This is a genomic window from Alteromonas sp. MmMcT2-2 (assembly GCF_022348305.1).
Lineage (GTDB): Bacteria > Pseudomonadota > Gammaproteobacteria > Enterobacterales > Alteromonadaceae > Alteromonas > Alteromonas macleodii.
The window spans coordinates 15,801-38,232 of sequence record NZ_JAKRFA010000018.1 but is presented as its reverse complement, the minus strand read 5'-3'; the positions used below and the strand labels follow the sequence as shown (position 1 = coordinate 38,232).

The window sequence follows — 22,432 nt, the reverse complement described above, 5'->3', positions numbered from 1 at the left end:
GAGTTATTTTTTGATTCTTACCAGCTTCCGAAGAATGTGAGAGCAAGGTTGTGGTTTGTTATGGCGTCTGAATTGGCGCCTGGCGACGCAATATGATTATGTAAGTATCCCATCTCGACGCGCCATTTCTTGTTGAGGTGATAGGCCGGTCCCACGTAAAGTCTATTTTGATCAAACCCGCTATTTTGGCCCCAGTCTGTGTCGTTCAAAGCCCAAAATACCTCGTCCCACACGACTATTGACCATTGCTCATTTAAAGGTTTCGACCACCGTATAAATTGTCTAAACCTATAGCCTGTATCATCGCCTTCATCGCTCCTGAATCGCTGCTCCAAACGACTTCTACCTGAAATGGTACCGCCCATAAATTTGCTTAATGAATACGTGGCTTGCTGCCACACCCTGTCTTCTTCAATTGAACCGCTGTCTGAGTCTATCGTTACTCTTGCAACACCCAGCCACAAGGTCGTATCGCTTGATAGTTGGTAGCCGACACCGGGACGAACGATAGAAACGCCTAGCCGAGATGCGTCGTCTTTAAAGCGTAAATGACCGTCAAACCAAAATTGCCATTTACCTTTATCATCGGCATTTCCAGTGAGTGCGAGGGCATTCCAAGATTGAAAATCTGACTCGGCGTGTGACTTAACGCCGGCTGTCATCGCCATCGCAAGTAGTAAGACGCAACGCGTCATAATTCGTTTTGCGCACATAGTTTTTCTCGTTGAAAATAAAAAAGAGGCAAAGCGAAAGGGAAGGGACGCCTTGCCTGCAAAGGGAGAGTGTTTCGCCCCTCACACTTCCTAAGAATGGAGGGGCAATGGCCTATCTAGTTACCGTTTGGGTTGTAAGGTAACGAAGATTGGTGAGCAACAATACGCAGGTCGCCGTCACTATCTTTGACATAGGCAAACGTGTATTCCACCTTCGTTTCGCCACCTTTTGTATCAGTAAAGAAGTAGTTGCCCATCGCCACGGCCATGCGACAGCTGTTGTTGATAATACCCACATTATCGAATTTCACATTTGTGTATGGCTTTATAGCAAAGCCTTTGTCCTCTTCGTAAGCGTCATTACCGCCAACAAAGTATGAAAGCGCAGCATCGAAGCTTGAACGGAACTGGTCGTTAGCTGCAAGCGTTGGTTTAAACAGTACGCTGCTTAAATCGTAACCATACATAGCTTGGATGAAATCTGCGGCTTCGCCAGAGTAATCACCATCATTGCTAAATACTGCACCAATTCGCACTATGCCGTCGCCCCACATCTTTTGTGCCGTTACCACTTCTCGCTCAGTAATACATTCGTCGGAATAAAGTAATGCGTTGTCGAGTGCTTTAGCTTTTAACGCCGGAACATTCGAACTAGCTGAATGCTCCATCTGCGGTTTTGCCACTGCACTGCAACCTGTCACCAACATTACTGTAGCTGCTACAAGAGTAGTTTTTGTCATTAACGTGCTTAGCTTTCTCATCGCCTGACTCCTTAGTCATTTGCAAAATAAATATGTGCTATTACCTGATTCAATTGCTTAGAGCAGTACCGCTACAACGTTGTTGCTAGAGGTTTATAAATCTGCTCTGCAGTTTATGGGTTTAATGATAGCGAGCTATGATGACGGAGACTTTTGTACAACATTAATAGAAGATTAACGGGTCATTAAAAATGCAAGAAGCACTTCAGAAGAATGGATAACAGCTATAAATTAGAGTCTATAGACTAGAGGCTATAGACTAGAGGCTATAGATTAGAGGCTTTAAATTAGAGAAAAGGGCTGTGATAGCAGCAGTGTCATCGACTTTTTCAAGAAGAAACGAATATGACACCGCCCAAGTTTGTAGAAAAGTGAAGAATGCAGTTAGCCTGTGGACTGCTAGCCACAACAGAAAAGTAATAAAGACTATTGCACAGGTTGTTGGCTTTGAACCATATTACGGTTTTGCTTATGTGTTTGAGCGATGCTTTTCAATAACTGCAACTAGGGCCTGAAAAGCATTTCTATTAAAACTGATGTTTCAGAGCATTAGTGAGCGGCAAAACGCTCAGCTAGTTGCCATTTTTTGGCTCCAGAGGCTCTGATAGTACCTCTAAGACAGTAAAAGCATTTTTACCTAGACGCGTTTTATCATTCGCCATCATTACATCAATAGTAAAGTAGATGTCGTTAATTTGAGTTTTCACAACGTCGCTTGAGCTTGGGACGGCCATAGGCTGTGCCACTTCATCGCAGCCTGACATAGTGCACTGCCTGTCTGTTTGAAATGCCACGGGCTCTTCCTTGTTCGCCATAACTTCTCGCGCAACAACTGGCTTTTTATCCACGTTGGTTTTAACAATAGCTAAATAGGTAAAGCCTTGCTTTTGAGCAATTTCCGCTGCTCTGTAAAGGGCATATTGCTGTACTTTATCAGCAGGAGTTTTGTCTGTTGCCTTAAAAAGAACCTTGTATTCGTTCTCAGAAATTTTTTCGCTCGAATAGCCATAGGCAGCTTTGGAACTCGCTGACTTATAAGGGGTAGGGGCTGCTACAGGGGTCGATGAACAACCTACTATTGCAAGGCTAAACGCCACACCAACACAGGCAAGCGTCAAACGACTTTTCTTCATATTTTTTTTGTTGTTCATCTCACATATTCCTTAATACTGTGATCATTGAAATAACGACAATAGCGCAGTCCTACTTATTGCCATTAGGGCTTGATTGCGTTTTGCTTTGGGTTTTGCATCTACCGCACCCTTGTATGCGCCAAGGGTTGCGATGCCAAGCAATGTTTCAGGCTTTCCCATCATCAGTTTACATTGCCTCTTTGCTTGTGTAAGTGCAACATCTGCATGATGTTTTTGCGAAAAATAAGCATGCTCTTTCTGTGCTATATCTTTCATATTCGATTTTAAAAAAATGTTCATCTCTTTTCCTCATTATTGGCCGTGATTTATTACGCAATGGTAAGTGTGTTCACTATCCGAAAACCCGTCGCCACGTTTGAATGAGTCTGCTAAAGCTCAAGTAATTAAATGAATTTTGTGCAAGTTTAAATAAACAAAAGGCCGCAACACTGTTAAACACCAACAACAGGAGTGGAACTACCACATAGCTAACGCCCACACTATGAAGTATAGCGCCAATAGCGATGTTTAAAATGAGCCAACATACAGTGCCCACCGCAAATGCCGCTAAGCATGCAAAGACTGTAACAAAGAAACTCTTTTTAATGAGCATCAATTCACTGTTAGTGAGCTCTAAAAACGCTAAACCCTGCGCTTTTCGCTGGGTAAATGCTTCAGAGAATGCCGAGAAGATATCCGAAAACGATGGGTCGGGGTAATTCTGTTGCGTTGACTTGTTCTGTTGTGTTGACTTGTATTGTGCAGAGTGTTCAGAGGTTGCTGATGCAGCGTTAGCATTGTCACCGTTGCTCGTAACATTAGGATTCGCCTGCGCCGCGGGCGGCGTCAGGCGAAAAGGATTTTCTGTGCACAAATTGAAATTTGCTCTTCGAAAATCTGGTACAGTCATCGTATTACTTCTTACGTAAAAGTGACGTCACTAACATTCCTGCTGCGAATGCGATACCCGCTGTCGCTACTGGGTTTTCAATGGCATATTTACGTACGTTTGACGCCTGCCATTTCTGCTGCGCCAGACGCTTTCTCGCTGACATGTTCTCTGCAGACGATGTAGCAGTGCGACGAATGTTTTCCTCCGCAATGCCTGCACTGTCTGCTAACTTGTCTACTGACGCATGAAGAGAATCTTTCAGTTGATCCGTTACTGGGTGACTCGGCTCAGCCACGCTGTTTGTATCGTTATGTTTAGCTGTTTGCGATTTAACTGAAGCTTGTGTAGCCATAATACTCTCCTTAATATTTTAGGTTCATATAGGTAGCTGCAACTGATATACCAAATTATTATCTTACTGTTTTATATGATTTATTTTTATTTTACTATTGTTGCGTGAGGTGCTTATGTGCAAGTCTCACACACTGTTGTGTCTTACGTCTGTAATATTTTCTTGCTCTTGATGATGCGCTGCTCAACCTCCGACATTCGGTACAGGTTGGCAGCGAAATAATTAACTTTTCAGCCCACTACCGAGGCTAAATCGTCTTTAGTGACAGGTTTGAGCAGTGCACTGTTGATCCCTATAGTTGTCATCGTTTCGGAGTCCGCTTCGTGGCCGCTTACAATAGTAAGGATGGCATCTGGTAGCTTTTTCTTGAGCTCACTCGCTAAGTCGTAACCGTTATAATCGGGAAGGGTAAGATCCATAAGAATGTGATCGAAACGTTGATTTTCTGCAGCCTGTAATGCTTCAGCACCGCTGTACTGAGTAGTGACCGTATGACCTAAGTGGGAAAGAAACAATTGTAGTAGCTCCGCCGCATCCTCATCGTCTTCAATCACAAGTATATGCTTATTGGCAGGCTGATCTGAATTACCTTTTGAATCAGTAGACTGGATTTTCTGCTCTGCTTGCCCATTATCTGCAAGTCCTCGATAAGCGGTTTCGTCCTCTGGAGCGTGCGGCTTGTCTATTGGCATGTCTGCAACTTGTGCCTCCACGTTGGTAAATGTTACGTGATTACCTGGCGGGAGGTATTGCGAAAGCAAGTTAGCCAGTGCAAACCGGTCAATCGGTTTTCCAATTACGTCGTTAAACCCTTCGCGAATTAACGATTCTCTTAAGCCTTTGCGGCTTGCTGCTGTGACGGCTATCACTGGGATATCCTGCCCATGTCGTCTAATCGCATGTAGGGCTTCTATGCCATTCATCACTGGCATATGAATATCCATTAAAACGAGGTCGAAGGGCTGGTTGTGTTCATCCGCCTGCAACACGGCTTCCAGTGCTTTTACGCCATTTTCAGCGTAGCTAATGTCAGCTTGAGATTGACTCACAAGGTGGCCGGTTAGACGTCGAATTTCTCGCAAGTCATCAACAATTAATACGCGTCCAGTCACGTTTAAATTGATGCTACTAGACTCGACAGGTTGAATTTGGCCTAATTCAAGATCTATACGAGGCTGTTCAGAAACATCGCCAGGGTTTATATCAAATGTAAATGTGCTGCCTTCTCCTAAACGAGACTTAACATCAATGTCGCCGCCCAGTTTAGTGACAAGCTCTTTGCAAATGGCAAGTCCAAGTCCTGCTCCGCCATGATTGGCGCGCATTACATCTTCTATTTGTTCGAAAGGCTGAAAAATATTGCTGAGCTTATCAGGCGGCATGCCGATACCTGTATCATCTACAGAAAATCGCAGCAGTGTTTGACTCGAATCTTTTTCTGACGGCTCGTCGAGAGAGATGGTAAGCGTGATACTGCCCTTGTCGGTAAATTTCACGGCATTCGAAATAAGGTTCAACAATACCTGACGCAGGCGGGTAGGATCTGTGTGTATAAACTCTGGTATTTTTGTTTTTGAAACAACGTTAAGGCTTAGTCCTTTGTCTTTGGCATTCAAACGCATTAATGAGTGAATGTCCGTCAAAAACGCGCTTAAGTTCACTTCCTTAATGTTGAGTTCAAGTTTCTCTGCCATTATCCGCGACATGTCTAGCAAATCATTGAGTAGGCTTAACAGGTGCTTGCCATTAGAGTGGATAATAGATAACTCTTGTTGAAAAGGGCTGTTTCTCGCATCGTCTATAAGCAGTTCGGTGTAGCCAAGAATAGAGGTGAGGGGGGTGCGCAGCTCATGCCCTAAATGCGCAAGGAACTTATCTTTGGCCTTGTTCTTTTGCTCTACTTTGTTCCGCTCAATTCGCTCGTTCTCGATGTCACGACGAACCATGGCGTATCTAATCGTGCGCATAAACCGCGGTGATTCAATTTCCGATTTTTGCAAATAGTCTGCGGCACCTGCTCGCATGACCATTTCATCCACCGTAGCATCCGATTGTCCGGTAAGTATCACCACGGGTAAATTGAACTGGTTAGATTTTAAAACACCCAATACATCAATCGCGTTCTCTGCACCCAGTAAGTAATCTAACAAACACAGGTCGAAACTTTGTGTCTTTAATGCTTCCACTGCGTCTAAGCTATTCGTCACCCACGTCAACTCAAACGTAGGTGACTCGCACTGTGCTAGATAGTCAGAGGTTAAGAAGTAATCATCTTCATCATCCTCTACCAATAAAATTTTTATTACCTCTGACATCTAGTACCTCGTTTACCGATGGGGTATTTTTGAAACTTTATTGAGTAACATGTTTGGGTTGTCAAAAATTCAACTAACCCTTATTTGTTTACTCGTGTGGTAATTCTACGAACTCTATCCAGTAACGTCCGAGCGCGCGCATTAGTTCAACCAATCCTTCAAAGTTCACTGGTTTTGTAATGTAAGATGCGCAACCTAGATCATAACCGCGTAGCATATCTTCCTCCTCTTTAGAGGTTGTGAGAATTACCACTGGGATACTGCGAAGCTTGGGGTCGTTTTTCAGTTCTTGCAGCGCCTCTCTACCGTCTTTTCTTGGCATGTTTAGATCCAGTAAAATAAGACTAGGTCGCGGTGCCGAAGCAGGATCTGTATATTTACCTTCATGACGAAGAAACTCTAATAATTCAACGCCATCTTCAACACAAAACAGATTGTTTAGAACGCGGCTTTCATTGAGCGCGTCAACCGTAAGTAAGCGGTCGTCTTCGTCATCGTCCGCCATAAGAATATTGATAGGCTGAGTTTGTTTACGCGTCATTGTGTGTTTCTCCATTATTGTTGTTAGAACCAAACGGTTCACTATTTTTGGGTATTATTATCGAGAACGTTGCCCCTTTTCCGGGAGAACTAACTGCGGTTATTTGACCGTTGTGCCGTTCTACAATACGACGACAAACGGCAAGCCCAATACCCGTACCTTTGTATTCACTTCTACCGTGAAGGCGTTGGAAAGGGGCAAATATTTTTTCAGCAAACGATTGCTCGAACCCTATACCGTTGTCTGATACGGTTATTTTTGTCCAGTCGTATTCTTCAGCAAGCAGAATGTCTTTCGTTTCTTCTTCCGTCGCGTCTCTTGCAGATATCGTTACTTCAGGTCTCACTCCCTCGCTCTGAAATTTCAGTGCGTTAGACACTAAGTTTAAAAACAGCTGCTCTAATTGCGATTTGTCACCGCGAATAGTCGGCATATCGCTAACATGTATTTGCGCAGACTTTTCATCGATAGCGATTTCCAAATCGCCCATGATGCTATCCACTACGGTGTCTAGATTAACGTCGTCAAACTCTTTACCTCGTGTGGAAACGCGAGAAAAGGCGAGAAGGTCTGAAATAAGCATGGACATCCGCTCTGCTGCATTGAGCATGCGCGCAAGATAATCTTTGCCTCGTTCGTCTATCACGTCGTTGTAGCCCGATTCTAAGCGGTTACCAAATGCCCGAATTTTTCTTAATGGTTCTTGAAGATCGTGTGACGCCACAAAGGCAAAATCTTCCAACTCTCTATTACTTCGTGCTAATTCGTCTGAATAAACACTTAACTCTTGCGTTCTATCTGCTATCCGAGATTCTAGATCTTCGTTAACAGACTCTAGATCAGCTTGGTATTTCTCATGCTCACGGGAATTTATTTTGAGCAATAAAAATACCGTAATAATCAGTAGCAGAGTCGTTGCAGAGGAAATGATCAGCGTATTAACGGAGTCCCTTCTTAGGCTCATTAAGTTGGCCAAATGCGTGCCTTGCATATCCCGTTCTGAACCGTCGATTTCTCTAAATAAGGTTTCAAACTGTTTGTAGAGTTTTATACCCTTATCACTATTCACTAAAATGACAGCTTGTTGCTCTTTCCCTTCTTTATACAGCTCAACTACTTCAATGACTTCATTGATTTTTGCTTTGGTTAAAGACAAAAGTTCTTCGATGCGGATGGACTGGTCGTTAATATCTGAAGAGAAGGAGCTTACTTCTACCTCATCCATTAATTCGCCGATTACGCTTAACGTTTCGGTGTAGTCGGTAAGATATTCTTCATCGCCAGTTAGCATATAGCCGCGCTGACCAGACTCCACGCGAAGTACAGCAACGTGAAGGCGGTTAACTGCATTGATAACACGGTTCGTAGTGAACAGCCGCGCTTCCAGAGCAGAAAGGTCATTCAATGTACTAACTACGTAAAATGAATTAGCAGTTATTACAATAATGACCAGAACAACTAAAATTATCCAACTGTATAGTGAAGACAATACTTTAGTAATCATTTACTTAATCCGAAACATTGCCACTTAACTCTGATGTCATTTCAGCAAGAGTATGGCTGCAGTCTTTAGCACTGCTTATTATTTTATCCAACGCCACCAGTGCCTTTTCAGGTGGAACGTCACCGTTTAATGCCATTTTTACTAGCTCAGCTTGCATTGATATTCTGTTTAATGGTTTGCGTGCATCATGCACATAAACACTTAGTCGAGAAAATTCTTCGCTAGTCATGCCGAATACCTCTTACTTAGTCGTCTTTACTTAAGTCACCATATGCATGAAGACGGTTGTAAAGCGTTTTCGTACTAATTCCCAGCATTTCTGCTGCGGTGGTCTTATTGCCATTCACTTTTTCCAACGTGGCATAAATTAGCTCTTTTTCCACGTCTTCAATGGTTCTACCGGCTTGAAGTGCCGGTGTCGTGCTCTGTTTTTGAGCAAATGGTGACTCAATGGTTTTTGGTAATTCAATCTCACTCTTTTCAGGGTCGCTCATAATGGCAGCGCGATGCACAAAGTGTCTTAGTTCACGCACGTTACCGGGCCAGTCGTAGGCTTGTAACGTATCGAGTTGACTATCTTCCCACTTAAATTGCGAGCCATTATCTTTATTGAATTCAGCAATAAAGGTTTTTGCTAGTAATGGAATATCTTCCTTTCTTTCACGTAGCGGAGGAATGGTGATTGGGAACACCGCAAGTCTGAAGTAGATGTCTTCGCGCAGTACTTTGCTTTGCGCAATCTCTTCCATTGTTCGGTTCGTGGCAGATACAACGCGGCAGCTCACCGGGATGGTCTTCGTTCCGCCCACACGAATAACAACCTTGTTTTCTAAAACGCGGAGTAAGTTGGGCTGCATATCAATGGGCATTTCTGTGATTTCGTCCAAAAAGAGCGTGCCGCCCTCAGCTTGTTCGAAGACACCTTCTTTACGTCCTACAGCGCCGGTAAATGCTCCTTTTTCGTGACCGAAAAGTTCGCTACCTATTAGTTCTTTTGAGAATGCACCACAGTTGGTTGCAATATAGGGGCCTTCACTTTCTGAAGCACGATGAATTGCGGCAGCCACCACTTCTTTACCTACACCGCTTTCACCAAGCAGCATTACATTTGCGCTGGTTTTACTCACTCTAGAAATCAGCTTGTAGAGCTCTTTCATAATTGGCGATTCACCAATCAGCAAGTCAAAATGTTTCTCTATTTTGTCTTGTGCAGGTGCTTTTTCTTTTGGCTTTTGACTTAATACAGCCTCTATTTCCTCCCGTTGAATTGGCTTAACGAGATAGTCGACCGTGGGGCCACACAGACCCTTTATCACGCTTTTCACAGAAGGGTGACCCGTTATCAAAGTAACGCGAGGGCGCTTAGGAAGTGCATCTAGTTCATTAAATAAGTGCGCGCCGCTTCCATCGGGTAGCATGAAATCAAGCAGTACATGGTCAAAGGTTTCTTTTTCTAACCAATCGCGGGCTTCTTTGAGTGTGGCAGCGGTAAGTACTTCGTGGCCAAGAAATTCGATGATAGTACAAGCTACTTCTGTGAACTCGGCGTCGTCATCAACTAAAAGTACGGTAAGCACGTGGATGTCCCTCTCTTCTTTCGTTTCCTATTCAGAAAAAATATGAAATAGAATCAATGTTATAGTTTTATCATACGCTATTAACAACGGAATGCTAAAGCGCATATTTAAAGTTTATTTATACGCTGCTTTAAATTGATAAGGCGTAAGCGCATCGGAAAATATCTAAACGCTTCAAGCAACCCGGAAACCTTGAACATTTGCTTAGATGCCAGGGATAGTCGGTTGCGCTACCTTCTTCTAATTTATCAACTCTTTGCGATCAGCGGTACACATCGCACTAAAGTACAGAATGTCTATATCTGTCTTTGTTTATTAGGTGATTTTATTTTACATATCAGGGGCATCTGCAAAAAGTATTCCTGTCTTCAACACACCGTCACATGCAATCGATGGCATATTTTTCGCACGATTTATCTGTCTAAAGTTGCTTGCAATTTCATTATGGCAAATCGACTAGGTGCAAGAAATGTATATTAATTAGGCGAGGAGCCCGTCTGATTAGCGCGACGTTCGCAGGTAATGTGATATCAAAGGAATTGAAGATGTGGGGAAAAACAGCTGTAAGATCAATGACCTTATACGAGTTGTTGGGGAAAATGCAGCCGCGAGCAAGACAAGATACGTTCGAGTTTGCTGAGTTTTTGGATGTGATGGAGAAAAGAGGCTTTGGACCAATGCTGGCGCTGCCATCTTTTATCGCTTGCACACCGATTGGGGCCATCCCTGGGATCCCATCTTTAGCGGGTGGGACGATTTTACTCATCGCGTTGCAAATTTTACTCGGTCGTAGGCATCCTTGGTTACCGCAAAAAGTGATGCAACTAAACTGTGACGCCGATCAGCTTCGCTACATTGTCGAAAAGGTTAAACCGTTTGCAGTGCGCGTAGACCGCTTTTTAGTTCCTCGGTGTTTTTTCATGCGCCAGCCTGTGTTTAGATCACTCATCGCATTATGCTGTGCGGGTTGCGGACTTGTAATGATTCCACTGGAGCTTATTCCCTTTATGGGGCTTATTCCCGCTTTTGCTGTTTTGATTATGGCAATAGGCATGGCCACAGACGACGGTGCTGTGGCGTTGTTTGGTGTTTCATTATCGCTATTTGGCTTTATACTAGGGTTTGAACGCCTTTCAGTCGCGCTAAGTTGATGTTCTAACTACTCAGTACACGAATCGAGCATAAAATCTGACGATGGAAGGTTCATTGTTTGATATCGTAGCTCGCCAATAAAAGCACGGGCAGCTGGTCCCAACGTATCGCCGTCTTCGAAAGACAAATAAAGGAGCGCCTTACGCAACGCTGCATTATTATCGAGGGGAAGGGGAACGAGTGTACCGTCTTCTAGCTCATCTTTAATTATTGCTATAGGCAGCCACGCAAAACCCAACCCCTGAGTAATAATATCTAATGACGTTCTAACGTGGCTTACGGTCCAGCGCTGCTCTGCACCTAACCAGCCCACATCAGCTTTACGCTCCGCGGATGAATCCCTTACCACAATTTGACGATACGCTTTTAAGTCTTCCAGTGTGAGCGTTCTATCCAATTGGTGCAATGGATGGTCGGCGTGAGCGACAGCTGCAAATTCAATTTCGCACAAGTCTTCGCTAAAGCCACTAGAAAACGCGAAAGGAGAGATGCCTAAATCAACTTTACCATTGCTCAAAAGTGAGTTTGCGCCACTGAGTACAGTTTCTTCTATCTCGATACGAAGGAGCGGGAACTCAGCAGAAACTTTCGCTAGCACGTTATAAAGCAATTCTGACGGGAAAATAATATCCACCGCTATGCGTAAAGTTGTTTCTGTGCCAGATTTAAGGCTATTGGCAACGGCCTCGAGCTTGTGCGCTTCGCTAAGCAAAAAAGAGGCACGGCGATACATAAGTTCACCTTGCGGCGAAAGCTGGACTTTACGTCCAATATTCTCAAACAATGACACTCCAATGGCGTTTTCAAGCTTTTGAACCGCGTGGTGAACGCTCGATTGACTTTTGTGAACTTCAGCAGCAGCTTGATTAAAGCCGCCTGCATCGACGACGGCTTTGAACATTCGCCATTGTTCTAACGTAGATTTCAGCATACAGCGCCTTAAAACTCTTAATTAACGCTACTTATAGCATACGCGTGGTTAAGAAGTCATTTCTGGTTTACTTGATTTATCGTGGGTACAGGGCATGTCACAACCGAAACGTTCTCATAGCCCATCTTTATAAGTTGCTCTGCAGCTAGTTTTGCTCGAACGCCCGACGCACAGTGAATATAAAGTGGCGCTGAAGCATCTTTAAACTGTTCCAGTGCCTTCATTTCGAGCACGCCGCGTGGTATGTGAAGCGCAGAAGGTACGGGCTGATTGGCAACTTCGGCACTCTCTCGTACATCAATCAGTATACCGCTATTGTTTCGGCACTCACTGGCCGCTTGCTCCGCAGATACAGTGCGTAAGTTCACGTCTATGTTTTCTATTCGAGTCTTCATGTCTATAAGCATATTTTTCCTTTTTGCCTAAACTTAGTTGAAATAAGTAAAATCTAATATATTGATGTCAGCATAATAAAACAATGTAAAATACGGCGATTCGTCGCATAAATTGGCAGGTCGGCAAAATGCCTTATACTTTAGTATAGTAAATGGCTAAATTGGTGCCGAAATACTTCACAGATAGAGAGTGCTTATGTCCGAGGATATGGTAATAGGTTCAGATGATATAATGGAACACGCTGCAGAAGCCGAGATCTTCCTTAAGCAATTCGCGAATAAAACACGCCTTATGGTGCTTTGTTCGTTGCTGAAAGAGGAAAAATCGGTAACCGAACTTCTCGAAGTTGTTAGCGTCTCGCAGCCAGTGATTTCTCAGCACCTTGCTTTATTGCGAGAATCAAAGATGGTGGCCACAAGAAGGCAAGGTCAAACTATTTACTACCGCTTAGCAGACGAGCGCGTCAAGCGTTTAATTGCTTTGATGTACGAATTTTTCTGCGAGTAATCTTCTTTATGTATCTTAAGCTACAATGTCCGCCTTCAACAACGGACATTGTAAAGTTCCTATCTAAAAATCGCCAACAATGACATTCTTCGGTTATTAATTTCCGGTTTTATTCAATTGCTCGCAAAGCATAGGCACATAGCCTTCTTCAGAAATTTTTTCACTTTCCACTTCAGGTCTATCAACCAATTCGTCGTGACTTAAATTCACTACTACGCTGTGCGCCGCCCAGTCGATACTTTCAATATCGCTAGGTAGAAGTGCGAGATGTTTGCCACCCGGAAGCCAGTTGTTAGTATCTACCACTAGCATGATTATCTTCCAGCTCTCGGTATCAATGACGAAGTTACTAATGTGGCCCACGTTATCTGTGGTTGTAGCTACTTCATATCCACCAACTTCGCCCACTGCTCTTAGGTGGTTGGTACTTTTTTTCGGGTTTTCAGTTTCAGACTCTTCAGCGCGTTGTAATTCGACCAGTTCATTTGGATGTGCGAACTCCCCCCAAGCTCCTGGTCCAATCCAATAGTATCCGTAACCAAAATATTTGAAGAGATTTTCTTCGTATTCACGTGACACAGGCTTATGTTCGTCAATAGAGGGGCTGTTTTTTAATGTATCAACTGTCATATTGATATGAACAGACTCACTATCTTCATCTAGCTGTTTGACAGATATAGGTGATATCACCACTTTGCGGCTAAGCGGTAGCCAAGTATTGGTATCTGCGACCAAATAGCGAACAGTGAAGGTTTCGTCGTCGAAAAGGATATCGCGGATGCCGCCCACTTTGTCATCAAGGGCATGTATAGAAAAGTGAGTAAGCTGGTTTGAACTAATGATCATCGTTGCGCCTCCTTTGCATGGGCTCGTTTTTCAGAATGAAATGCACAATTCACTGCACATCACTCTGTATTACTACTAAGTGTAGACAGTCCTTAATGTTTCTTCATTTTGTTCTTGTCTGAAGTTGATTGAGATCATTTGTTCAAAAACAAAAAAGCTCGCCGGAGCGAGCTTTTTAGTAATGCTGTAGCATTATGCTACATCGAATTCTTCATCAGAGTAGTCTTCATCATAGTCTGATTGGTTACTCGCACTGCTGTGAAGGGTGTAGAAGTGCTTTTTGCCCCTTGCTAATCTGACGTATTTCGCCCAGGCTTTTTCTAGGTTATTGTTAGCTTCAACTTTACCCGTAACGAATTCGACGAAATGTCTCTCATCATCACTTTCAGGCGACAATTCGCCACTTTCAAGTCCTAGCAGTGTTTTGCCGTAGTGGGTTAGAAGATCGGCTTCAGTAATACTGAAGTCACCTGATTTACGAAAACCGTATGGAAACTTCTGACGGTCAATATAAGGTTTTGCAGATTGTCGAATAGCTAAACTTTTCATGTTGTACCCAACGTAATGTTTTGTTCAGCGCACTTTTAAGATAATTAAAAACGAAGATAAAACAAAAGATTTTTCTCTTATCAATAAAAAATTTTTAACGGTATAAAATCTAACACTAAATTTAAGATTACGTTTGAATAGTATACAGAAAGTGCGAGGAGATAACCTCAATCGTGATATGCCTAAGTTTTTGAAATTAACGTAAAATGTGAGTTTTTATTTATTGGCCCTGCAACGGGCGTCGCTATTATACGAGCGTAAATGAGTTGGACGTTAAAAGTCTATGAAAATCACTGATGGGAATAATCAAAAATTCTTGTCGCTACGATGATTAAAATTCGTTTTCTATTTTGTCGCTTAAGATAATAATTGAGGTGTGTTAACAACCCAGAGAAGTCAATGAGTAAAGACTATCGTTACCAGCGTGATGAATGGGACTCGGTAGAAGAGGAAGATTTTCACGCTAAAAAGCCAAATTCCAAACGTCAAAGTACTGTAAAGGAAAAGCAGAAGCGTGACCTGCAACGCCGTGACAAACAGCGTCGCCTGCACCAAGAAGAGTATTAATTCAGCGAGTTGGTGAAATTTTAATAAAGCGTACCGTTTATAGCGGTGCGCTTCTGTGCTTTTGTGTTTACTTGCCGTATTATCTGTGTCAATTTAGACCTACTTTGATTCGGTTGTACGATAAGCATGGATATACGCTTTCTCACCACCTTTATAGAGGTGGCAAAAACTCGTCACTTTGGTAAAGCGGCTGAAAACCTTTACCTTACTCAATCTGCAGTCAGTGCGCGCATAAAGCTACTTGAAGAGTATTTTCATACCACGCTTTTTATTAGGCAACGCAACAGTATACAGCTCACTCAATCTGGTGAGAAACTTCTGCCTTACGCTAGGCAATTATGCGCAACGCTAAACGAAGCAAAACAAGAGCTCCAAATTCAATCCTCTGAATATGTTGTTTGCGGCGCAACACAGCTTGCGAGCGAGCTGTTATTGCCTCAGATGCTCAGTCACCTACACAACTCGTTTCCCGATTGGTCAGTAAAGGCTGAAGTTCTTACGTTAGATACCCTTTCGCGACAATTGCACGAAAGGGTGACGGACTTATCATTCTCCACTGAACCGTTGAAATCTGAAGAAGTAAACAGTGATGTATTGCTAGAGCAGGATTTGGCGCTATATAGAATTGGACAAGCGTCTGAGACTATTGATGCAGCAGATTTTGTGGCTATTGATTGGGGAACTAAGGCAAGAGACTGGTTGCTTACTGCTTACCCTCAACTTCGCGATGCAAAGCTAAGAACCAATTCGTTGAATCTTGCGCTCAACAATTTACAGAGCGAAGGTGGTATAGCCGTATTACCGACCAACGTTGAGAGTCAGTTACCCGGTAGTGTGAAAGTGACCAGAATTGAAACGTTAGAAAACGTATCGTTTAAGGTGTATGTGCACAGCATGAAGCAAGTCAGACGAGTGGGTCTAGCAGAGATAATAGAAAGCGTGTCTAAAGCGTGTTAACCGCTGCCAATAAATTTACCCACTGTGCCTAATTTAAAGGCATGTGAATCGCAGAATTAAAGAGAGAAACTTATGTCACAATTACATCCTTTATTGGAAAAAAACGCATTTCAACGACTAGAAGCAAGCCTTGCAACAATTAAAGCTGAAGAAAAGCTCTTCATTCTTAAAGATGAGCACGGCTGCGTAATGCTAACTACTGATGAAGAAGATGGTGTTCCGGTTTGGCCTGATGCTGAGTTAGCACTGTTGTGGGCAACCGAAGACTGGGCACACTGTGAAGCGATGGAATTAAGCACCGAAGAGTTTTTGACTAAGTGGGTGCCGGGCATGACGCAAGATGAATTAATGGTCATTGTATGTCCTGTACCTGCTGAAGAAGGAGAGGTAATTACACCAGAAGAGTTTGCTGACTACCTTTAAGATGTGATCTCAAGGGGACGGCAAAGGGTAATTATCTAGTAAGCAAATGGGGCATAAAAACGCTTGTTGGGTACAACGTATCTGGCGCTTATTGTGCCTTTAATTAGTAACCCAAGGAGGCGTTATGTTTACTGAGCAACCCACAATGAATAGTCTATTTAGCCAACTCGGTTTAGGAAGTTCAGACGAAGAAATTGCTGAATTTTTTGAAACACATCGAGGGCTGAATAAGAGCCAACATCTTCATGAAGCGCCTTATTGGAATGAAAGTCAGTCTGCATTTTTGAAAGATGCCATTATTGAAGACGCTGCGTGGGCCGAAGTGATAGACCAACTTAATGCTGAGTTGCACGAATGATGGCTCTGCGCTCATAGATTTGAACGTCAAACTAATATTTAATGCTTTGAGAGAAGGTACTAGTCGTTTTGTTGCACCCATCTGCTGATGATTTGTGGTTTCTTCCGTTAGGTGGAACGGGCGAAATTGGGATGAACCTCAATTTGTATGGTCACGATGGTCAATGGTTAATGGTTGACTGTGGGGTTTCTTTTGATGAGCCTCTCACACCTGCCTACAAAGACATCAGCCAAGAGTCTAACCAGAGTACGTTCAAAGCCACTACGCATCGCGTTGTGGCTCCAAACCCTTCATTTATTACTAAACAAAAAGAAGCACTGGCTGGCATTGTCATTACCCACGCCCATGAAGATCATGTAGGCGCAATTCCTTACCTTTGGGAACGTTTCCAAAAGCCAATTTATACTACGTCTTTTACCGCCGAAGTGTTAAGGCGAAAGCTTGCAAGGAGTAAATTGGCTAACCGTATTACCATTATTGAAGTCGACGCAGGCGATACTAAGCAAATTGGGTCTTTTAGCGTTAACTGGCTTGCCATTACTCATTCGCTTCCAGAACCCTTCGCACTAAAAATCAATACACCAGTAGGCACAGTATTGCATACAGCAGACTGGAAAATTGATGCCAACCCTATAACAGGTTTACCGTTTGACGTTAGCCTTTACAAGCGACTAGGCAACGAGAATATTCTTGCCATGGTTGGAGACTCTACCAATGCAACAAAACCGGGCTTTTCAATTTCAGAGAGAAATTGTTACGACGGCCTATTAAGCACTATCGCGCCCTTGAAGGGGAGAGTGGTGGTAGGTTGCTTTGGTAGCAATATAGCACGGCTAATTTCGCTGGCTAAAGTCGCCAAGAAAACTAAGCGTTACATGGCGCTGTACGGTCGTTCTTTAATGAACATGTACGGCATTGCCAAGCAACAGGGCATTTGGCCAGACGATTTACCGGTGACCGACCCCCAACATTTAGGTTATCTTCCCCCCCATGAAGTTTTAGCTGTAGCGACAGGCAGCCAGGGCGAGAAAAATACCGCGCTGGCGCGTTTTGCAAAAGACACTCACCCTCACCTTAGTTTAGACAAAGGGGATACTGTGCTATTTTCTTCGATAGTTATTCCCGGAAATGAAGAGAGTGTAGGCCGATTAAGTAAAGCGCTGCAGGCAAAGGGAGTAACGGTTATTCACAGTGAAGATAGCACGCTGCCAATTCATGCCAGCGGTCACCCCTGTGAAGAAGAATTAAAGCTCATGTATCATTGGGTAAAACCTACCATTGCTATTCCGGTTCACGGGGAGCATCAACACCTTCAAGCACATGCAAATATTGCTAAAGCGTGCGGTATTAAAAAGACCTATGTAGGGCAGAACGGTGATTTGTACAGGCTAGCGCCACAGCCAAGCATTCGCAGACAGGTTGTTCCAGTTGGTCGCATTCCTGTACAGCAAGAGTAAAATAAAAATATTGAAATAGCCCTAAGTGTATTTAGTCTGGCGCGCTTTTTGTAATTGTTCATATTGTATGCTTTGTGGAAATTAATTTTTATTTATCAATGCGATAGATGTGTCCTTCACGTTTTTAAAAACCTCATTTTAGAAGCTGCCCAAGTTTAAAACATTCTGTTACACTTGGGTTTATAATAAAAATTTAAAACGTGCGACCCATTTTTGATGAGATATTTCAACTATCTTTTACTGCTGGTTTTAGTTGTAAGCCTACAAGCGGTGGCCTCACCGCGACTGTCTAATCCCGTCTTTCAGTCTTTATCGACCAAAAATGGCCTTCCGCAAGATATCGTCAACGACATTGTTATAAACGAAGATGGCTTTGTGTGGATAGCCACAGAAGGTGGTTTGGTTCGTTGGGATGGAGTTAGAACTAAACGAATAGCAGGTCCAGACAATTCTCTTATCGACTCATCCATTTATCGACTTGCCCTTCAAGGTACTGAAGCGTTGTGGTTTAGCGTGTACGGCAGAGGAGTTTATTATCTCGATTTGGCCACTCAAGATGTGGTGCAATTAGAGCCAACGTACTACCACGATTTTGAAAGTTTTGTGCAACATGCGGAAACCTTTCATTGGCAAGATGACACGCATCTTATCATTGCACTGGCAGAAGAAGTGCATAAATTTAACACGCAAACTAAAACCCTTGAGCGAATAGCAAAGCTCCCTGAGCCGCTGTTGGGTAACAGCGAAAGCATCCGGGCGGCAATCACCGTTGAAGACACCTTACTGGTAGCCACTACATCGGGTGTGTACGTCAAAGATATCAACAATTTAGAGCAGCCTTTACGTCGACTTGATTACTTGGGTGATATTCCCGAAAACCTCGATAACGCCAATGCAAAGTTTCTACTTTTAGACGATAAGGACAGGGTGTGGATTTCAACGGTTTCGGGCGTATTTGTTGCTCAGAAACAAGACTTTCTCAAGCAGGTACAGGGCGAAAAAGAACATGTCTTTACACAGGTTCTATCTGACAGAAATGTGTGGACGTTGGTTCAGTACAAAGACGACGCTTTTTGGATGGGCACTAATAAAGGGCTATATCAGCTGAGTAAAAAAGCAGGTGGTTGGGAATACGAACACATCTTAGAACCGCATAACGGTTTCACCGAAATTTCAAACAAAAAAATTATCGCCATTGCCAAAGATGAATCTGACAACCTCTGGTTAAGTTCAGTCTATGCTGGCGCGCTGTATTTCGGTGTGAAAAGTGCGGATATTTTTGCCATCCAGAATGAACGAGCAGGTGAGGCTAGCGTTTTGACTAGCCATGTGGTGTGGTCGTTTGCTGAGACTGAGCCTAATAAAATTTGGATAGGTACAGAAAATGGGCTTAACCACTATGATTTTTCGACAAAAAAGTCTGAGAAGTATCTGTATTCAAAAAGTGAAAGAGCGATTATCGGTGAAGGAGCCGTAGACAAAATTGTTCCAACGCAAAGTGGCGAATTGTTTCTCAATACGTACAACGGAATACGGTTGTTTGATATGGAAACAGGGGAGGCTAACCGGCCAGAGGTATTAAAAGGTGGCGATGAGACCATATTTGATGCGTATGGCACGGGAATGATGCTTTCAGATAAAGGGGATTTGTACTTTATTGGCAACGAAGGTTTTTTAAAGTATGACGTGGACGAAAAAGAAATTTCTTCTTTAGAGCTGGATCCTCGTGTTTTTGACGTAAATTTTTCATTGGGTTTCTTGGGGCAGTCTCATTACCACAATGATCGATTATTTTTTGCTACCGAAGGTGGTTTGTGGTTAATCGACCCAGAGACGTTTCAGCATGAATTGGTCTATCGATTCTCAGAGCTACAGCGTGGCCGAGATCGCTCTATATCGTCGTGGGTTATCGACGATATGGGAGTGCTGTGGCTTGCATACAGTGGCGTAGGGTTGGTTGGTATAGACGCTGACACGTTTGAGCCGTTGTACAACCTAAATGGATCGAATATTTTATTATCAAACATTGTTTACGGGCTGCAAAAAGACGAAGCAGGCAATATCTGGTTTAGTTCGCACAAAGGGTTACACAATTACAATCCGTCTACCGGCCAAATCAAGAACTTTATTTACGGACGTGAGCTAAGTGTTTCTGAGTTTAACCAGGGGGCTTCGCTTAAGCTTAAGGACGGTCGACTGGCCTACGGTTCGACGAGCGGTGCTGTGGTTTTCTCTGCATCGCAATTGGAAAGCTTAGAAGTTGGAAGAAGTTTGCTAAGTAAGCAAACTGCAATAACGGAAGTCGCCGTAGACAATAGGGTCCTTAATCAGCCGCTTAAAAACCTAACTGGACACCATTTTGATCTCGATTACGAAGATTATGGGTTAACAATCCATTTTTCGTCATTAGCGATGTCAGGCATAGGAAAAATAAAGTATTACTACAAGCTGTTGAACGGTGATCGCGTCGTTACAGAAGGCGTGACTGACGATGCAAAAATAACCTTTACCAACATAGAACCGGGTGACTACGTTTTTTCTGTTGCCCCTACGCCAGGTAGTTTCGACTATAACGTGCTTCCGGCTGAAATTACGCTTTATATGCCACATGCGCCTTTGCGTTCACCGCTTGCATATACTATTTACGCAGCGCTCATCGTGAGTTTATTCGTAGCATATTTACTCTCCCGTCAACGCCAACTGTTTAGATTACAAAAAGCGCAGCAGCAGGTAACGCTATTCAGTGACGCTTTTAGACAAACTCGAGACTGGGTTTTAATTTTTGATAAAGAAAAGCGTTTAGTTGCCGCGAACCCAGCTTTTGAACAGGTGTTCGGCTTTAGTAATAAAGAGCCGTTACCCAAGCAGTTGGCACGACTTTATTTGCGTTACCCAACCTTGAATAGACACCTGTCTGGCAAATTACCGGAAATGCAGGGAGGGGATTTTTGGAAAGACGAGACCGTGATCGATGGTGCTGATGGCAAGCGCTACGACGTGCTTATTGATATAACAGCGGTAAGTGGAGAAAGTAATACTGCAGAGCATTACCTGATTGTTATTTCCGACATCACAGAACAAAAAAATGCTGAGCGCAAACTTCTGAAAATCGCGACCTACGATGGCTTAACAGGCTTGGTCAACAGAACATTGCTGCTAGACAGACTGGAGCACGCTATTGGGCTTGCCCGTCATCATGAGCATCGTGTGGCGGTGATGTTTGTTGACTTGGATAGATTTAAAGGCATTAACGACTCACTTGGGCATGATTACGGTGACAAACTGCTGCGCATTGTAGCCAACCGAATGCGAAACCTTGTGGCTGAGTCGGGCACCGTTGCGCGATTAGGTGGCGATGAATTCGTTATTGTTATTGAGGAAGTTAATGCCAATGACGACTTGAACTCATTCGTGGCCCAAATCATTGAGTCAGTAGAAACGCCTATATCGTTAGCAGAGGAAGTGCTTCGTGTTTCTTGCAGTATTGGCGTGGCGTTTTATCCCGAAGACGCCTCTGAGCCTGCTGAGCTTATCAAGCAGGCTGATGTGGCCATGTATACGGCGAAGAAGGACGCATTAAGCGGCTTTACCTACTTTACGACAGACATGAATGAACGTGCCAAAACGCGTTTACAGCTTGAAAATAAAGTAAAACGTGCCTATTCAGATGACTGCTTCTTCAATCACTACCAGCCAATTATAGATGCCAGAACTAATACCACTATTGGGGTTGAGTTACTGCTGCGAGGAAAACTGGATAACGAGCCTCTTTTCCCCGATCAGTTCATTCCGGTACTTGAAGAATTGAAGTACATAATAGAAGTTACACGACAGGCAATGCGAAGAGCGGCAGAGGATTTGTCGTCCTGGTATAGCCAAGGCTTCACGGGGTTTGTTTCTATTAACCTATCTGCACTTCACTTCAAAACCGAATTCGACTTAACCGGTGTGCTAACCCTGCTTGATGAGTTCAACCTACCCAAAGAAGCGTTTCGATTCGAGATTACCGAAGGCGTATTGATGGATGACAGTGATAATGCGTTAAGACAGATTAATCGGTTTGTGAAAGAAGGCTTTGTATTAGCCCTTGACGATTTTGGTACAGGTTACTCGTCTTTAAGCTATTTAAAGCGTTATCCGTTGTCGGTATTAAAAATCGACAAGAGCTTCGTTAACGAAATGGCGCCGGGTAATGCAAACGAAGCGCTGGTAACAACAACCATTACGTTAGCGAATAACTTGAATATGAGTTGTGTTGCGGAAGGCGTTGAAACAAAAGCGCAAGCGGAAGAATTGATTGGAAAAGCGTGTTATTTCCACCAGGGCTATTTCTACGCCAAGCCTTGTACCGCTGAGGAAGTTGCACCGCTGTTATTTAAAGCGTGGTAAAACGTCGATATTTACCACGTTTTTCTAACAGATAAGACCATAAAGATTCAAAAGCCAAATCTATAAGAAAACTAAATTTAGCCTCTAAAGCCTTGTTATTCATCGCATAGAA

23 protein-coding genes are annotated in these 22,432 nt (G+C 43.4%); 8 read left to right on the top strand and 15 right to left on the bottom strand.

Translation table 11 applies throughout. The annotated features are described in order from the left end of the window. Window positions 1-17: 17 nt before the first annotated feature. The 11 genes from MHM99_RS11885 to MHM99_RS11835 form a co-directional block, all read right to left on the bottom strand. Window positions 18-713, bottom strand: coding sequence for a DUF2490 domain-containing protein (locus tag MHM99_RS11885; protein ID WP_171338661.1), 696 nt, complete (start codon window positions 711-713; stop codon window positions 18-20). Between the two features lie 116 nt (window positions 714-829). Then, window positions 830-1,474 (bottom strand): hypothetical protein, encoded by a 645-nt coding sequence (locus MHM99_RS11880; RefSeq protein WP_014949830.1) that lies wholly within the window; start codon window positions 1,472-1,474, stop codon window positions 830-832. 572 nt (window positions 1,475-2,046) lie between these two features. Further along, complete coding sequence (locus MHM99_RS11875; RefSeq protein ID WP_049587615.1) at window positions 2,047-2,625, bottom strand: hypothetical protein; 579 nt, start codon at window positions 2,623-2,625, stop codon at window positions 2,047-2,049. Between the two features lie 24 nt (window positions 2,626-2,649). After that, entirely contained in the window at window positions 2,650-2,907 is a 258-nt protein-coding gene (locus MHM99_RS11870) for a hypothetical protein (RefSeq protein WP_014949827.1), read from the bottom strand. A gap of 52 nt (window positions 2,908-2,959) precedes the next feature. Beyond that, entirely contained in the window at window positions 2,960-3,517 is a 558-nt protein-coding gene (locus tag MHM99_RS11865) for a hypothetical protein (RefSeq protein ID WP_239219470.1), read from the bottom strand. A gap of 4 nt (window positions 3,518-3,521) precedes the next feature. Beyond that, window positions 3,522-3,851 carry a hypothetical protein gene (locus MHM99_RS11860; RefSeq protein WP_049587618.1) on the bottom strand — a complete coding sequence of 110 codons (330 nt, stop codon included), beginning with the start codon at window positions 3,849-3,851 and terminating at the stop codon, window positions 3,522-3,524. Between the two features lie 230 nt (window positions 3,852-4,081). Beyond that, the gene (locus MHM99_RS11855; protein ID WP_049587619.1) at window positions 4,082-6,166 is read right to left on the bottom strand and encodes a response regulator; all 2,085 of its coding nucleotides are present in this window, start codon (window positions 6,164-6,166) and stop codon (window positions 4,082-4,084) included. Window positions 6,167-6,254: 88 nt separating this feature from the next. After that, window positions 6,255-6,707 (bottom strand): response regulator, encoded by a 453-nt coding sequence (locus MHM99_RS11850; protein WP_049587620.1) that lies wholly within the window; start codon window positions 6,705-6,707, stop codon window positions 6,255-6,257. Beyond that, window positions 6,697-8,211, bottom strand: coding sequence for a sensor histidine kinase (locus tag MHM99_RS11845; protein WP_168533893.1), 1,515 nt, complete (start codon window positions 8,209-8,211; stop codon window positions 6,697-6,699). The genes MHM99_RS11850 and MHM99_RS11845 overlap by 11 nt, the downstream gene beginning before the upstream one ends. 4 nt (window positions 8,212-8,215) lie before the next feature. Beyond that, on the bottom strand, window positions 8,216-8,440 hold the full coding sequence (locus MHM99_RS11840; protein ID WP_014949821.1) for a hypothetical protein: 225 nt from the start codon (window positions 8,438-8,440) through the stop codon (window positions 8,216-8,218). Window positions 8,441-8,456: 16 nt separating this feature from the next. Next, window positions 8,457-9,788, bottom strand: a complete 1,332-nt coding sequence (locus tag MHM99_RS11835; protein WP_156086533.1) for a sigma-54 dependent transcriptional regulator — start codon at window positions 9,786-9,788, stop codon at window positions 8,457-8,459. Between the two features lie 545 nt (window positions 9,789-10,333). Between MHM99_RS11835 and MHM99_RS11830 the strand changes: the two genes are divergently transcribed. Beyond that, window positions 10,334-10,939 (top strand): exopolysaccharide biosynthesis protein, encoded by a 606-nt coding sequence (locus MHM99_RS11830; protein WP_239219468.1) that lies wholly within the window; start codon window positions 10,334-10,336, stop codon window positions 10,937-10,939. An 8-nt stretch (window positions 10,940-10,947) separates the two neighbouring features. Here MHM99_RS11830 and MHM99_RS11825 read toward each other — a convergent pair whose 3' ends face one another. Both MHM99_RS11825 and MHM99_RS11820 read right to left on the bottom strand, forming a co-directional pair. Continuing rightward, the gene (locus MHM99_RS11825; RefSeq protein WP_239219466.1) at window positions 10,948-11,871 is read right to left on the bottom strand and encodes a LysR family transcriptional regulator; all 924 of its coding nucleotides are present in this window, start codon (window positions 11,869-11,871) and stop codon (window positions 10,948-10,950) included. Window positions 11,872-11,927: 56 nt separating this feature from the next. Continuing rightward, the gene (locus MHM99_RS11820; protein WP_239219464.1) at window positions 11,928-12,278 is read right to left on the bottom strand and encodes a rhodanese-like domain-containing protein; all 351 of its coding nucleotides are present in this window, start codon (window positions 12,276-12,278) and stop codon (window positions 11,928-11,930) included. Between the two features lie 184 nt (window positions 12,279-12,462). Here MHM99_RS11820 and MHM99_RS11815 point away from each other — a divergent pair, with 184 nt between their 5' ends. Beyond that, window positions 12,463-12,774: a metalloregulator ArsR/SmtB family transcription factor gene (locus tag MHM99_RS11815; protein WP_053103822.1), complete on the top strand. Its 312-nt coding sequence runs from the start codon at window positions 12,463-12,465 to the stop codon at window positions 12,772-12,774. Window positions 12,775-12,870: 96 nt separating this feature from the next. On the opposite strand, the gene MHM99_RS11810 is transcribed toward MHM99_RS11815, so the two are convergent. Both MHM99_RS11810 and MHM99_RS11805 read right to left on the bottom strand, forming a co-directional pair. Further along, window positions 12,871-13,620, bottom strand: coding sequence for a PRC-barrel domain-containing protein (locus MHM99_RS11810; protein WP_239219462.1), 750 nt, complete (start codon window positions 13,618-13,620; stop codon window positions 12,871-12,873). Between the two features lie 192 nt (window positions 13,621-13,812). Further along, window positions 13,813-14,169, bottom strand: coding sequence for a DUF413 domain-containing protein (locus MHM99_RS11805; RefSeq protein ID WP_239219460.1), 357 nt, complete (start codon window positions 14,167-14,169; stop codon window positions 13,813-13,815). A gap of 399 nt (window positions 14,170-14,568) precedes the next feature. Between MHM99_RS11805 and MHM99_RS11800 the strand changes: the two genes are divergently transcribed. From MHM99_RS11800 to MHM99_RS11775, 6 genes are all read left to right on the top strand, one after another. Continuing rightward, entirely contained in the window at window positions 14,569-14,736 is a 168-nt protein-coding gene (locus MHM99_RS11800) for a hypothetical protein (protein ID WP_014949813.1), read from the top strand. A gap of 126 nt (window positions 14,737-14,862) precedes the next feature. After that, window positions 14,863-15,693 (top strand): LysR family transcriptional regulator, encoded by an 831-nt coding sequence (locus MHM99_RS11795; RefSeq protein WP_014979575.1) that lies wholly within the window; start codon window positions 14,863-14,865, stop codon window positions 15,691-15,693. Between the two features lie 72 nt (window positions 15,694-15,765). After that, window positions 15,766-16,116, top strand: coding sequence for a DUF2750 domain-containing protein (locus MHM99_RS11790; protein WP_014949811.1), 351 nt, complete (start codon window positions 15,766-15,768; stop codon window positions 16,114-16,116). Between the two features lie 124 nt (window positions 16,117-16,240). Continuing rightward, window positions 16,241-16,474: a DUF2789 domain-containing protein gene (locus tag MHM99_RS11785; RefSeq protein WP_061095288.1), complete on the top strand. Its 234-nt coding sequence runs from the start codon at window positions 16,241-16,243 to the stop codon at window positions 16,472-16,474. A 68-nt stretch (window positions 16,475-16,542) separates the two neighbouring features. Continuing rightward, complete coding sequence (locus MHM99_RS11780; RefSeq protein ID WP_239219457.1) at window positions 16,543-17,931, top strand: ribonuclease J; 1,389 nt, start codon at window positions 16,543-16,545, stop codon at window positions 17,929-17,931. 216 nt (window positions 17,932-18,147) lie between these two features. Further along, window positions 18,148-22,320, top strand: coding sequence for an EAL domain-containing protein (locus MHM99_RS11775; protein WP_239219558.1), 4,173 nt, complete (start codon window positions 18,148-18,150; stop codon window positions 22,318-22,320). Window positions 22,321-22,432 lie beyond the last annotated feature (112 nt).

Excerpts from the sequence above, each read along its gene's own strand:
- MHM99_RS11795 (WP_014979575.1), top strand. The coding sequence starts at position 14,863 with ATGGATATACGCTTTCTCACCACCTTTATAGAGGTGGCAAAAACTCGT.
- MHM99_RS11790 (WP_014949811.1), top strand. The coding sequence starts at position 15,766 with ATGTCACAATTACATCCTTTATTGGAAAAAAACGCATTTCAACGACTA.
- MHM99_RS11855 (WP_049587619.1), bottom strand. The coding sequence starts at position 6,166 with ATGTCAGAGGTAATAAAAATTTTATTGGTAGAGGATGATGAAGATGAT.
- MHM99_RS11815 (WP_053103822.1), top strand. The coding sequence starts at position 12,463 with ATGTCCGAGGATATGGTAATAGGTTCAGATGATATAATGGAACACGCT.
- MHM99_RS11865 (WP_239219470.1), bottom strand. The coding sequence starts at position 3,517 with ATGACTGTACCAGATTTTCGAAGAGCAAATTTCAATTTGTGCACAGAA.
- MHM99_RS11825 (WP_239219466.1), bottom strand. The coding sequence starts at position 11,871 with ATGCTGAAATCTACGTTAGAACAATGGCGAATGTTCAAAGCCGTCGTC.
- MHM99_RS11885 (WP_171338661.1), bottom strand. The coding sequence starts at position 713 with ATGTGCGCAAAACGAATTATGACGCGTTGCGTCTTACTACTTGCGATG.
- MHM99_RS11785 (WP_061095288.1), top strand. The coding sequence starts at position 16,241 with ATGTTTACTGAGCAACCCACAATGAATAGTCTATTTAGCCAACTCGGT.
- MHM99_RS11860 (WP_049587618.1), bottom strand. The coding sequence starts at position 3,851 with ATGGCTACACAAGCTTCAGTTAAATCGCAAACAGCTAAACATAACGAT.
- MHM99_RS11845 (WP_168533893.1), bottom strand. The coding sequence starts at position 8,211 with ATGATTACTAAAGTATTGTCTTCACTATACAGTTGGATAATTTTAGTT.
- MHM99_RS11800 (WP_014949813.1), top strand. The coding sequence starts at position 14,569 with ATGAGTAAAGACTATCGTTACCAGCGTGATGAATGGGACTCGGTAGAA.
- MHM99_RS11880 (WP_014949830.1), bottom strand. The coding sequence starts at position 1,474 with ATGAGAAAGCTAAGCACGTTAATGACAAAAACTACTCTTGTAGCAGCT.
- MHM99_RS11805 (WP_239219460.1), bottom strand. The coding sequence starts at position 14,169 with ATGAAAAGTTTAGCTATTCGACAATCTGCAAAACCTTATATTGACCGT.
- MHM99_RS11840 (WP_014949821.1), bottom strand. The coding sequence starts at position 8,440 with ATGACTAGCGAAGAATTTTCTCGACTAAGTGTTTATGTGCATGATGCA.
- MHM99_RS11810 (WP_239219462.1), bottom strand. The coding sequence starts at position 13,620 with ATGATCATTAGTTCAAACCAGCTTACTCACTTTTCTATACATGCCCTT.
- MHM99_RS11870 (WP_014949827.1), bottom strand. The coding sequence starts at position 2,907 with ATGAACATTTTTTTAAAATCGAATATGAAAGATATAGCACAGAAAGAG.
- MHM99_RS11830 (WP_239219468.1), top strand. The coding sequence starts at position 10,334 with ATGTGGGGAAAAACAGCTGTAAGATCAATGACCTTATACGAGTTGTTG.
- MHM99_RS11820 (WP_239219464.1), bottom strand. The coding sequence starts at position 12,278 with ATGCTTATAGACATGAAGACTCGAATAGAAAACATAGACGTGAACTTA.
- MHM99_RS11775 (WP_239219558.1), top strand. The coding sequence starts at position 18,148 with ATGAGATATTTCAACTATCTTTTACTGCTGGTTTTAGTTGTAAGCCTA.
- MHM99_RS11875 (WP_049587615.1), bottom strand. The coding sequence starts at position 2,625 with ATGAACAACAAAAAAAATATGAAGAAAAGTCGTTTGACGCTTGCCTGT.
- MHM99_RS11850 (WP_049587620.1), bottom strand. The coding sequence starts at position 6,707 with ATGACGCGTAAACAAACTCAGCCTATCAATATTCTTATGGCGGACGAT.